Source organism: Azoarcus taiwanensis, assembly GCF_012910885.1.
Lineage (GTDB): Bacteria > Pseudomonadota > Gammaproteobacteria > Burkholderiales > Rhodocyclaceae > Azoarcus_F > Azoarcus_F taiwanensis.
Window position 1 is genome coordinate 1 of sequence record NZ_WTVM01000123.1, and the last position, 11920, is coordinate 11920.

At 61.8% G+C, this 11920-nt stretch carries 10 protein-coding genes; 4 read left to right on the forward strand and 6 right to left on the reverse strand.

Going from position 1 to position 11920, the window contains the following annotated elements:
* On the reverse strand, positions 1–327 hold a 327-nt coding region (locus GPA21_RS16010), incomplete at its 3' end, for a hypothetical protein (protein WP_168989133.1).
* Between the two features lie 394 nt (positions 328–721).
* Here GPA21_RS16010 and GPA21_RS16015 point away from each other — a divergent pair.
* Complete coding sequence (locus GPA21_RS16015) at positions 722–1384, forward strand: dioxygenase family protein (RefSeq protein WP_168989134.1); 663 nt, start codon at positions 722–724, stop codon at positions 1382–1384.
* A 42-nt stretch (positions 1385–1426) separates the two neighbouring features.
* Here the strand turns inward: GPA21_RS16015 and GPA21_RS16020 are convergent, their stop codons facing one another.
* The 3 genes from GPA21_RS16020 to GPA21_RS16030 form a co-directional block, all read right to left on the reverse strand.
* Positions 1427–3067 carry a methyl-accepting chemotaxis protein gene (locus GPA21_RS16020; protein WP_246262009.1) on the reverse strand — a complete coding sequence of 547 codons (1641 nt, stop codon included), beginning with the start codon at positions 3065–3067 and terminating at the stop codon, positions 1427–1429.
* Between the two features lie 356 nt (positions 3068–3423).
* Positions 3424–4338: an ATP-binding protein gene (locus GPA21_RS16025; RefSeq protein WP_168989136.1), complete on the reverse strand. Its 915-nt coding sequence runs from the start codon at positions 4336–4338 to the stop codon at positions 3424–3426.
* A gap of 126 nt (positions 4339–4464) precedes the next feature.
* Complete coding sequence (locus tag GPA21_RS16030; protein ID WP_168989137.1) at positions 4465–6180, reverse strand: PAS domain S-box protein; 1716 nt, start codon at positions 6178–6180, stop codon at positions 4465–4467.
* Positions 6181–6429: 249 nt separating this feature from the next.
* On the opposite strand from GPA21_RS16030, the gene def reads away from it, so the two are divergent.
* On the forward strand, positions 6430–6951 hold the full coding sequence (gene def / locus GPA21_RS16035) for a peptide deformylase (RefSeq protein WP_168989138.1): 522 nt from the start codon (positions 6430–6432) through the stop codon (positions 6949–6951).
* Positions 6952–6974: 23 nt separating this feature from the next.
* Here the strand turns inward: def and GPA21_RS16040 are convergent, their stop codons facing one another.
* Positions 6975–7799, reverse strand: coding sequence for a hypothetical protein (locus tag GPA21_RS16040; RefSeq protein ID WP_168989139.1), 825 nt, complete (start codon positions 7797–7799; stop codon positions 6975–6977).
* Positions 7800–8076: 277 nt separating this feature from the next.
* On the opposite strand from GPA21_RS16040, the gene GPA21_RS16045 reads away from it, so the two are divergent.
* Positions 8077–9711 carry a methyl-accepting chemotaxis protein gene (locus GPA21_RS16045; protein WP_168989140.1) on the forward strand — a complete coding sequence of 545 codons (1635 nt, stop codon included), beginning with the start codon at positions 8077–8079 and terminating at the stop codon, positions 9709–9711.
* A gap of 63 nt (positions 9712–9774) precedes the next feature.
* On the opposite strand, the gene GPA21_RS16050 is transcribed toward GPA21_RS16045, so the two are convergent.
* Complete coding sequence (locus GPA21_RS16050) at positions 9775–11058, reverse strand: diguanylate cyclase (RefSeq protein WP_168989141.1); 1284 nt, start codon at positions 11056–11058, stop codon at positions 9775–9777.
* 210 nt (positions 11059–11268) lie between these two features.
* Between GPA21_RS16050 and GPA21_RS16055 the strand changes: the two genes are divergently transcribed.
* Positions 11269–11760: a flavodoxin family protein gene (locus tag GPA21_RS16055; RefSeq protein ID WP_339379784.1), complete on the forward strand. Its 492-nt coding sequence runs from the start codon at positions 11269–11271 to the stop codon at positions 11758–11760.
* Positions 11761–11920: the final 160 nt, after the last annotated feature.

Consider the following 11920-nt stretch of genomic DNA (forward strand, 5'->3'; position numbering starts at 1 on the left):
GGGCGCCCAGAAGCCACCCCGCCCCGGCACGAACGCGTACTCCGTCAGTCGGCCAAACCTGCCGTAACGGGCGGCATAAGCTACGGCTGGCGGATTCTGCTCGACACCCGGCGGCAAGACGAGCAGGTAATAGACACCGGGCGGCAGCACCAGGTATTGCCAGCCCTCAGCGGCAGCCTTCTCGGAGGGCGCAGAGAGCGACATGCGCTTGGGCGCCTCGTGCTCCTCCAGACTTGCCAGATAGATGCGCACGGGATTGTTGCTGTCGCCTGGCCCAAGCGGAGACACAGGCTTGCCATCGATGCTGGCCATGACCTGGAAGAGCACGATCGCGAGCCGATCCGCCTTTGCCCGCTCGATCTCCGCTGCCGTCGGCGGTCGAACTGTGACTGAGGGTACACATCCCGCAAGTGCTATCACAAGTGGCAGAAGCCAAGGAAGGGCGTGTGTCAGTCGTAAAGGGCGCATACCCGATCCTTGCAATGACTCGGAGGGCCGGCAATGGACTCTTCCGATGAAGTTGGATGAGCGGAATAGAATCGTGATCGCCGCGGCGCAAACAGTGCCAATCAAAATCATACGCCCGGCGCGGATGGACGGCTACGATTGGCTGTCACGCACCGTGACGTTCATGCGCGTACCCTGCCGTATCGCGGCAAGTGGGGAACACGCGCTACGGAGCACAGTCCCAGCAGCATTCCCAGTTCGCCGAGTCCCAGTCATGAACAGAGTCGCCCAACGTCGCCGCCAGTTGCTCCTCGGGAGTGGGGCCGCACTGCTCGCAGCCCCGCTCACCGCTTCTCAGCTCACGCCCACCCCTAGCCAGATGCTGGGTCCGTTCTATCCGGTGACGCCGCCGCTGCACAAGGACAACGACCTCACCCAGGTCGAGGGACGCAGTGGGCGGGCCGCCGGTGAGATCGCCGATCTCTACGGACGGGTGGTGGATATGGATGGCCGTGCGATGGCCGGGCTGCGCGTGGAGATCTGGCAGTGCGACGCCAATGGCCGCTACCGGCATCCGCGTGACCGGCAAGCCATTGCCGAGGACCCGAACTTTCAGGGCTTCGGTCACACGATCACGGATGACGAAGGGCGCTATCGCTTCCGCACCATCCGCCCGGTGCCCTACCCCGGGCGCACGCCGCATATTCACGCGGCGGTGTTCCAGGAAGGCGCCCGCCCCTTTGTGACCCAGATCTACGTCGCAGGTGAAGCGCTCAACCTCCGGGACGGGCTTTTCACGAGGGTGCCGGAGGCGCTGCGCCCGCTGCTGCTGACCGAGTTTGTGCCGGTGGAAGACCCGGTGGCGTCGCTCGTGGCGAAGTTCGACTTCGTGCTCTCGCCCATTCTGGCCGGCCTGTTCGAAGCCCATCACGCCTGACCACAAGCGTTCGCACTGCTCTCCGAAAGGCGGCCACCGCGACTAGAGCTTGAACTTGCTCACCGCCTGTTGCAGCTGGGCCGCCAGATCGGCCAGATGCCGTGCAGCGCTCGCGGACTCGCGCACCGCCGCATGGGTTTGCTCACCCATGCTTGCGATGCTTTCGACGTTTCGCGCGATATCGTTGCTTGCCGAGGCCTGCTCGCCCAATGCTTCGGAGATCTCCGCCACAGCGCCCAGCACCTTCTCCGACGCGACGTTGATTTCGCCAATCGCCTTGCCCGCTCTGGAAGCGAGTTCGACGCCCGTCTGGACCTCCACCACCTGCTTCTCCATGCTGGCCACCGCACGACCAGTGCCACTGGTTATGTTGCCGATGATGCGGGCAATCTGTTCGGTCGACGCCGACGTGCGTTCGGCAAGTTTGCGCACTTCGTCGGCGACGACGGCAAAGCCGCGGCCCTGCTCCCCGGCACGCGCCGCCTCGATCGCAGCGTTCAAGGCCAGTAGATTCGTCTGGTCGGCCACCTCCTTGATCACATTCACGACCGTCGCAATCTCGCGCGAATGATCGCCAAGCTCGCGCACCTCGCCCGCTGCCTGGGTGACGGATGTGGCGATGCACTGAATGTCGCTGACCACCGCTTCGATCACCTCGCGCCCCTGACGTGCCGCCTCGCCGGAGCTTTGCGCCATTTCGCGCGCATCCTTGGCGGAGTCCGACATGTGATTGACGCTCACCGTCATTTCCTCCACTGCGGCGGCCATTGACGATGCGGACTGCGATTGTTGCCCGGACGCCTGCGAGATCTGGTCCGAGGACACGGTCAATTGCTCGCTCGACGCCGCGATCTGGTTGGCGTTGGCGTTGATGAGTTCCACCATGGCCCTCAGCGCGTCACGCATTTCGCGCAGCGACCGGGCGAGCGTGCCGATCTCGTCGTCATGCCGACTGCGGAGGTCACCAGTCAGGTCCGCGTTCGCAATTCGTGCCGCGAAGTTTCGTGCATCGTCCAGTGGCCCGCTTACCCGCACGCGGATCAGCCAGGTGGAGACGCCCAAACCGCCGATGACCCCTGCAAGCAGAGCAATGCTGATCAGCCCGAAGAGCAGGCGATAGTCGGCCTGACCTTTCTCGAAGACACTCTTTGCCACATCGAGCTGCAAATCAATGAGCTCACCGAGCTTGCCAGAAATGGGGTCGATGGCAGGATAGAGCGCTCCAACTGAAATGTCTTCCAATTCCCCCTGGAGTCGTTCTACCTCCCACGCTTGGGCCGCGGCCATTGATTCGAGCAGTGGAATGAGACGTACAACAAGCGCGTTCGCCTCTCGCATCAGAGTCTCTGCCTGTCGAGCAAGCTCCGCCTCTCTCGCAACCAAAGTGGTACTCAGATACCCCTGCCAAGTCTGCTCGATGGTTCGCTGTGCCTGCCGCATGCGCTGCGCCGCCTCGGCAGGAGTCATTTGACCGTCGCTTGTCTTGTGCACCGCATCCACGACCGCCACTGCATATTCGTCCGCTATGATTTTCAGGTCACGCAACGGAATGACGCGATCAAGGTAGACGTCATTGAGCCCCTGAAGTGTGTTCTTCATCCCATACAGGCCCCCCCCGGCCAGTAGGCCCGCAAGAACGAGCAAGGCGCCTACCAGCGTGTAGAGGGTCGTCGAAATCTTCATGCAATCTTCTCCTGATACTACTTGGCTTTTCATTCAAGCCTGCTCACCCAGTTTGATGAACATGCTGCTTGACCGTTTTTCAGAGGGCAGTCCCGGCGAACCGCCCGTTGCCTTGCGCCTTATGCTGCATTACCCGCTGGGTTCACCCTGCAAACACGCTTCAGGTCGACCGCGGTTGGCGACAGATTGCGTTCTTGCACAGACCTCGTCGCTAGGTAGTGAAGCAGCGCATACCCTTATTGTCTAGTACATAGCTCACACGACATCCTAATATACGGCATTTCCGCACAACTTTCGCCATTTTGTCGTAGACAGGCGTTAAATTCCGCACGACGTATGTCGTGTGAGTCGACGCGTCAACCTATGCGTCCGTTCAGATGGCGACTCAAGATCTCGATGAAGCGCGGGACATCCAGCGGCTTCGTGAGGTAGTCCGCGAAGCCGGCAGCCATGCCCCGCTCGATATCGCTGGGCATGGCTTTCGCGGTGAGGGCGAGCACCGGTACCTGGCCCAGACGGGCATCGGTCTTGAGAATCTCCAGCACCTGATAGCCATTCATGCCGGGCATGTTGATGTCGAGCAGGATCAGGTCGGGGCGGCGGTCCCGCGCAAGCTGAATGCCAACTTCGGGCGTGTGGGCGGTGAGCAGCTGGATGTTTGGTACATGCCCGAGAATCTGCGCGACGAGCGTGAGGTTGGAGGGGTTGTCCTCGATGTAGAGCACCGCCCTTGTGCTACCGGTGACCACCGGCAAGCCTGCGGCATCGTCGGCCGGATTGGCTACCGCATCCGGAAAGTTTTCGCTCGCCATTTCGAGCGGCAATTCGATCCAGAAGGTGCTGCCGGTGCCGGGCACGCTTTCGACGCCGATCGAGCCACCCATCATCTCGACCACTCGACGTGAGATCGTCAGGCCGATGCCGCTGCCTTCGATATCGCTCGAGTCGGCCCCGAGCCGACTGAATGGCTGAAAGAGTTCGGCAAGCCGCTCGGGCGCGATACCGCTACCGGTGTCACGAATCTGCACCCTTAGCCGGTCGTCCAAAAGCGCTCGCGCCTCCAGCCAGACCGTACCGCCCTCGCGGTTGTACTTGATCGCATTCGAGATGAGGTTGATCAAGACCTGCTTGAGCCGGGTTCGGTCGGCCCGCACCGCGACGCCGGTCAGGGCCTCACGGTTGAGCGTCACCGCACGCTGTTGTGCCAACGGACTGACCAGCGAAAGGCATTCGTGGATGACCGGTGCAAGCGCAACCGGCTCGATGGACAAATCGATGTTGCCCGACTCGACTCTTGCGAGATCGAGGACCTCGTTGATCAGCTCGAGCAGATGCTGACCGGCCTCGAGAATCTCCTTGATGTTGTCCTGATGCTCGGCCGGAAGCTCCTCATCGTATTACATCAGTTGCGTGAAGCCGAGAATGGCGTTCATCGGCGTGCGCAACTCGTGACTCATGCTCGAGAGAAACTCGGACTTGGCCTGATTGGCGCGTTCCGCCTCGTCCCTCGCGTCAGCGAGCTCCCGCTGACGTTCGAGCTCGGACGTGTAGTCGCTGAAGATGTTGAAAAGGTACTCCGGCTTTGGACCGTTTCCGACGATGAAACCGGCACTCGACGTGACGACCAGCTCGCTGCCATCCTTGCGCCGAACGGTCATGAGGCCGCTGCGCCCCCGCCCCTCCGTGATGCTGGCCTGCAACTCTTCCTGCGCCCAGCTTCTCGAGCCTTCGGCGATGAAGCTCGAAAAATGCATGCCGATGCATTCCCCGGACGAGTATCCGAGCAGGCGGTCGTGGGTCGGGTTGCTGTAAAGCAGACAGCCATCGCCGTCGGTGATGCCAATACCTTGCTCAGCCGAATCGAACACGCGCTTGAATACAAGCAACTCTCGCTCGGCGCGTTTTCGGTTATCGATGTCCTGGACCACTCCGAGCATGCGAATCGGTTTGCCGTCGGAATCACGCTCGACCGCACCGCTCTCGAGCAGCCAATGCACGCTGCCGTCTGGCCAGACGACCCGGTGCTCGATTTCATATGGATCATCACGTTCCACCGCTGCATTGACTGCTTCGGCCACCGCCGGGCGATCTTCTGGATGAACCGCGCCCAGGAAGTTCTCGTAGGAGGTTTCGAGCCCCCCTTCGGGATAACCGAAGAGAGGCGCGATGCGTTCGCTCCAGTAGAGCTCGCCGGATACGATGTTCCAGTCCCAGGTACCGATGTTGGCGAACTGCTGGCCTAGTCGAAGGCGCTGTCTGGCTTGCTCGGCCGACGCTTCGGCGAGCTTGCGTTGAGTGATGTCGATATGGCTGACGACGACGCCCGGGACACCACCCACCAGATGCGTAACCCGCATCTCGAACCACCGCAGCGTACCGCAGGAATGACATGGATACTCGAGGCGAAATTCATCCATCGCACCAGCAATGACGGCTTCAATGCCTTTGGCGGCAGCGTGTGGAACCTCGTCACCCTTGCCGGTCGCTTGGCGACAGAATGCGAGGTAATCGACACCGATGTCAGGCTGTTCACGGCCGCCAATCCTCTCCCGCCCATTCTCCGCACCAAATCGCCGCCAGGGTGTGTTGACCGCGATGATCACACCACCTGAATCAAGCACGGCAATGTTGGCAGGCATCGAATCGAGCACGCTTTGCGCAAAGCCCTGCTGTGCCAACAGCACCTCTCGCAGAACGGGTGGAGTGCGCTGCCGGATGTCGGCCTGAGCCAGCGCCGCATCCGGCGCGGTTGGCACACTCGTCTGCTCATCGAGCCAGGTTTGCACCTCTCGCTCAAGCCGCGTCAGATTTCGGTTTATAGCTTGCCGAGCCTGATCTTCGAGCGGACCGTCCGACGCCGATGACTGGTCGAGTTGAGACTCCAGTGCGCGGGCCGCGGCCGACACGGCGTGAAAACCCAAAGCCTCCGCAGATGCGCCAAGTCCATGAACCAGTACACGCGCCGACTCCAGGACACCACGATGCCACCCGGAACGGTCGAGGGCCTTGGCAGCTTCGCTGAGCTCATGCAGTTTCCACGGCAGCGCGGCTATGAAGTGCCGGCGCAACTCGAACATCGAATCCGGTGAGGAAGACGTCATTGGTCCGTGCATGGTGCCGGTTCCGCGTTGTTGATAGCTATCGCAGCAAAGCTGGTCGACGGCAGAAGCATCGGGGCAGAATCGCCACCGCGTCAAGTGTCATTGATCACAAGGTGCCGTGACGTCAGAGTTCATGACATGATTGCTGTACCGAGACCTGCGCGTAAGGAGAGTCATGCAGGCTCCGACATCCATCGCATGTGCCGCCCATCCAAGTGAATGCGCAAGGCGGTCGCTCGGCTCACAATCTGAGGCAAGGCAATGACTGTACGCACTGTTCTCCGCATGGGCGACCCGCGCTTGCTGCAACCGGCAGCGCGGGTCGAGGCTTTCGGCACGCCAGAACTGGCAGCACTGATCGACGACATGTTCGACACGATGGCCGCTGAGGGCGGCGTGGGATTGGCTGCACCCCAGATCGGGGTCGGCCTGCAGGTGGTCATCTTCGGGTTTGAGCACAGTCAGCGCTACCCGGATGCGCCACCAGTGCCGAAAACGGTTCTGGTCAACCCGGTCATCACCCCTCTCGGCGACGAGGTGGAGGACGGCTGGGAGGGCTGCCTGTCAGTTCCCGGTCTGCGTGGCGTCGTTCCCCGTTACGTACGCATCCGCTACCAGGGTTTCACCCCAGAGGGCGAGTCGATCGACCGTTTCGCGGAGGGTTTTCACGCGCGCGTCGTGCAGCATGAGTGTGACCACTTGAACGGTACGCTCTACCCGATGCGCGTGACGGATTTCAGCCGCTTCGGGTTTACCGACGTGCTGTTTCCGGAGCTCGGTTGACTACCTGAGGCCTGTCTGACCCCTCAGAAATTGCGTGGCCCAAACTCTGCCTCAACCTTCGCTTGGTTTTCATCCGCCCAGGCAATGGCTCGCGAGGCGTTCTCTATGCGTCGGTCGAGCAGATGGCCGTCCGAGGCGAGCATTTCCGCCGCTTCCCGGAAAGCGCGTGCCATGTTGTCGAGGGTCCTGAGTGCGCCGGCACGGTTTGCCGCGAGGGCCTCATCAAGCGCCGCTTCATCGAGGCCCAGTTGGCCGTCGGACATGACCTTCACTCCCATGTCCGTAAGCCCCTTGGCAAAGCCGCCATTGCCGGCGCCGTGAAAGATGGAGCCAACCTCACGACGCAACGAGAAGCGGGCAACGTCACCGGCCTGGTTGCCATCCAGCAGCGCACCGCGTTCGAAGTAGGGGTCGAACTCCGCATCCCACGCGTTATAACGAGCGACGAAATCCCGCAGCGCGGCTTTGATCTCGCGATTGCCACTCGTCTCGGGTATCGCCTCGAGCGACTTGCTCGAGGCGCCAAGCTCGGCCAGGCGTTCACGCAATCGGCCCAGAACCTGAGCCTCATCGCCGATCTCCGCAACTCGGGCGTTGTAACGCTGAAGAAAAGCGCGGTTGCTCGCCTCCAGCCGGGTCAGCAAGGCATCGACCCGGGACGACTCGCCAGCCAGCAGGCCGCCCATGCCGGCAGAAGCAGTAGTCTCCGGCTGCCGAGCGCCGCGCGCCTGAAGCAGCACATCGAGAAAATCGACACCCCGTGCGAGTCCTGTACTCCCACTACCGGATTTCCCAGTGGTCAGGCTGGCAAGCGCATGCAGGCGAAACGCGGCGAGATCGACATCCATGGTGACGAACCTTTCGTGGTCAGGTTATGAATATCAGTCTAGCAGCCCAAACCGATGCGCGCGTTGCGGAATGCGCTTTGCCCCGCGTAGTCCCATTGCGCCGCTTGCTAATCAGCAAAATAGTCCTAAAGTGATATCTCTTTTACGTCGTTACAGGTAGGCTGGCAGACAACAAATGCAGCTCGTTCGCATGCGAGAAGAGCCAGAGTCACCCGCCAACTGTCGCGCGGGACGCCTAAAGAACAATCAGCGACAAGAAAGCACCACCGGGGCAATCATGCACGAAAGAAGACCGACCACGAATGTCGAGACACTGCTTCCCGAAGGGCAGTTCATTTATTCCCGCACCGATGTGAAGAGCATCATCGTCGAAGCCAACGAGGCCTTTGCGAACATAAGCGGCTATGCACAAGATCAGATGGTCGGGCAACCGCACAACATCGTGCGGCATCCGGACATGCCTGCCGAAGCCTTCGCAGACATGTGGCGCGACCTCAAGGCTGGGAGGCCGTGGCGCGCTCTGGTGAAGAACCGCCGCAGCGACGGCGGTTTTTATTGGGTGGTAGCCAATGCGTCGCCGGTCCGCGAGAACGGCCGGATCGTCGGCTACCAGTCCGTGCGCACGCGCCCCAGCCGCGAGGAAGTGGCCGCTGCCGATGACGCATACGGGCGGATTCGCAACGGCGACCGATCGATCCGCATCGAGCATGGCCGGGTAGTGCCGGCGCGACAGTCTCCTTGGGCACTGTTCAACAGCATCGGGGTACAGACCATCGGCAGCGGGATACTGCTCATGCTGCTCGCGAGCGTGAAACTGCTGGGGGCGGTCACCACTTTTCCGTTCGAAGCGGAGATCATGCTCGCGCTCGGGTTGGTCGCCCTCCCCTGGGCCGCGTGGCTGCTTTTCGTCAGCATGCCGCGACTGAACCGCGATGTCGCCGCAATCGACGGCTACCTCGAGAACCTGCTGACGACGGGTGATCTGCGCCAGCGCTTCGATCTGCCCCGGCAGGACATGCTCGGCAAGGTTGCCCGCAAGATGGACCGCTTCGTCTCGTCGATCCAGGCGACAGTTCAGGGGATCGGAGATTGCGCCGGAACCGTGGTTTCGATTTCCGGCGAAGTCCGCTCCAGTGTCGATGAGGTCGACGGCGCCGCACGTCGCCAGTCTGAGGCGACGCAGTCGGCCGCAGCCGGCATCGAAGAGATCACGGTCTCGATCGGTGAAGTCGCCGAACACGCCACATCGACCCGCTCGGCGGCGGAATCGGCCGGCGAAGCCGCCCATCGTGGCGCACTGCTGTCTGCCGATGCGGTGTCCTCCATTGAAGTGCTGGCTCAGAGCGTAAAGTCTGCGGCACTGCGCGTCGAACAATTGGGTGAGAAATCCAAGGAGATCTCTCGTATCACCGATGTCATCCGCGAGATCGCCGACCAGACGAATCTGCTTGCGCTCAATGCAGCAATCGAAGCGGCGCGGGCGGGTGAAGCCGGGCGCGGCTTCTCGGTGGTGGCCGACGAGGTGCGCAAGCTCGCCGAGCGCACCACTCAGGCCACTTCCGACATCAGTCGCATGGTCGCGGGAATCAACGACGAGACCGGTAACGCGGTGATGGGCATGCGATCAGGAACACAGCACGTCGAAGATAGCGTCCGCCTGGTCAGCGAGGCGGAACACGCCCTGCGGAACATCAACGATCAGATGAAGACGACACTCAACATGGTGAGCGAGATCACCCACTCATCGGAAGAGCAGCGCAACGCCATGCAACTCATGGCACGCAACATCGAGCAGGTCGCGACCATGACGGACCAGAACGTAGACGTGGTGACGCATACCAACGCGGCGGTGGTCCGGCTGGATCGCGCATCGGCGAGAATGCGCGAAGCGGTCGGTCAGTTCTCGACCTGACAGCGTGCAGCAATGGCAATCCCGACTCGGGTGGGCTGACAGAAAGCAGCAGCCCACAAGGGGCTAGACTCCGATCGACACAACCCGGTTGCGACCGCTTTCCTTGGCCTGATAAAGCGCGGCGTCCGCTGCCTTGAAGAGCGAGGCGAAAGTGCAATCATGGCGGCCTCCGTCCTCCGCGAGGCCGATGCTGACAGTCACGTCCAGCCCGGCTGGACGGCTGGTTTCGATACGACTGCGCAGTCGTTCGGCAAACTCGGCCGCCCTGGCTCCGGCGGTGTTGATCAGCAATACGACGAATTCCTCACCGCCAGTGCGCGCGGCCACGTCGCCCTCGCGGCACGCGTCCTTGATGTTGGAAGCAGTCTCGGCGAGGACGCTGTCGCCGGCGTCGTGCCCGAGGCTGTCGTTGATCCGTTTGAAGTGATCGATGTCGAGCACCAGCAGACTGACCGGGATTCGATGACGATTGGCCTCGGCGATGCGCCTCGAAGCGATCTCGGTCAGATAGTGACGGTTGTAGAGCCCGGTCAGCTGATCGGTCATGGCGAGGCGACGCAGGTGCTCACGCTGCGCCTCGCTCTCGTCCAGCAGGCGCTTGAGGCGCACCATGTTCCTGACCCGTGCGACGAGTTCCTCCTCGAACATGGGCTTGGCGAGGAAATCGTTTGCACCTTGGCGTAGCAGTTCGATACGCCGGGCGACGTCCTCCATACTGGACATCGCGAGAATCGGCATCTGCTGGTTGCGCCCCTCGCTGTCGCCACGGATCTCCCGCACCAGCCCGAGGCCTGACATTTGCCCTTCGAGCAACACGTCGATCAGCGCTATCTGATAAGTCCGGGTGTTGAGCACCTCGAGCGCACTCTCGGCGCTGGTGAAAGCATCCACCCTCAGCCCGATGCGTTCGAGAGCCTCACGAATGAAGCGCGCAACCGGCAGACTGTCCTCCACAAGGAGCGCCCGACCGGAGAACTTGAGCGCGGCGTCCTCACTGCGCAAACGTTGTTCGACGTAGGTGGCCAGATTCTCAAGCTCGTATTTGCTGAAAACCTCGGTGACTCCGGCTTCGAGGCTTGCGCTGGAGAGCGTCTGATCCACCTCGGTTGCGAGCAACAGGATCGGGATGCTCGCCGTCTGATGGTTGCGCCTGACCGCCTTGGCGAAATCAAGGCCCGCTCCATCGGGGAGATGCCGTTCCAGACAGATCAGATCCACCGGCTGGGCAAGCGCCCGCCTTCCCGCCTCGATGGTATCGACGAAGGTCGGAGGCGACGGCAAGAAGGCCAGATGCCGCGTGAGCAACTGCCTGAAGAAGCGAGATCCGATCACGCCGAGCACGTTCATCTGGTCATCTGCATCGTAATAAGCACAAAGTCATATGATCGCATTTTATCGAAGCGACAGAACGACTGAGCAAGAGTTTATCGATGAACCCTTCCCAAGATTGTCGGATTTCGGCGTGCAATTGCACCCCGTACGCACGCGCTCGTTTGTTGCGTTGCCGTTGCTTCATGCAAGAATGAGGGCCATCGAAGCTTGACGGAATCAAAGGAAGTGAAGCGCCTGATCGTGATCCAACACTCGATGACAGGTGGCACGCTGCAGATGGCCGGGGCCTTTGTGGCAGGCGCGGCGGCCGAAACCGAGGTGAACACCCGCTGCCTGCATGCAACCGAGGCCGGGCCGGATGATCTGCTTGCAGCCGATGGTTACGTGTTCGCGACCCCGGAGAACCTGGGCACGATGAGCGGTCTGCTCAAGGACTTCTTCGACCGCTGCTACTATCCGGTGCTGGACCAGCTCAACGGACGCCCCTACGCCACGCTGATCTGCGCCGGTAGCGACGGCCAGGGCGCGGCAAGGCAGATCGAGCGCATCGTCACCGGATGGCGGTTGAAGGCGATCGCCCCGCCGCTGATCGTAATCACGCACGCGCAGACCCCGGAGCGCATTCTGCAGCCGAAGCGGATCGGCGAAGAGGATCTTCAGCGATGCAGAGAACTGGGCGAAGCCTTCGCCGCTGCGCTGGCACTTGGCGTGTGTTGACCGACGGACGACAGTAGGCGCTTTGCTGTAGCTGAGGCCGAGTTCGCGGCTCACGCCGCTCCCACGGGTAGTGGTGGCGACGGTAGCCGGTGCGTGCCCACCAATTGTAGAAGCGGCGTGAACCGCGAACTGGCGGGCGTTTCCATGACACCAGGCCCTT

Bases quoted from the DNA above. Each gene is read 5' to 3' on its own strand.
- GPA21_RS16015 (WP_168989134.1), top strand. From the start codon at position 722: ATGAACAGAGTCGCCCAACGTCGCCGCCAGTTGCTCCTCGGGAGTGGG.
- GPA21_RS16050 (WP_168989141.1), bottom strand. From the start codon at position 11,058: ATGAACGTGCTCGGCGTGATCGGATCTCGCTTCTTCAGGCAGTTGCTC.
- GPA21_RS16020 (WP_246262009.1), bottom strand. From the start codon at position 3,067: ATGAAGATTTCGACGACCCTCTACACGCTGGTAGGCGCCTTGCTCGTT.
- GPA21_RS16040 (WP_168989139.1), bottom strand. From the start codon at position 7,799: ATGGATGTCGATCTCGCCGCGTTTCGCCTGCATGCGCTTGCCAGCCTG.
- def (WP_168989138.1), top strand. From the start codon at position 6,430: ATGACTGTACGCACTGTTCTCCGCATGGGCGACCCGCGCTTGCTGCAA.
- GPA21_RS16030 (WP_168989137.1), bottom strand. From the start codon at position 6,180: ATGCACGGACCAATGACGTCTTCCTCACCGGATTCGATGTTCGAGTTG.
- GPA21_RS16045 (WP_168989140.1), top strand. From the start codon at position 8,077: ATGCACGAAAGAAGACCGACCACGAATGTCGAGACACTGCTTCCCGAA.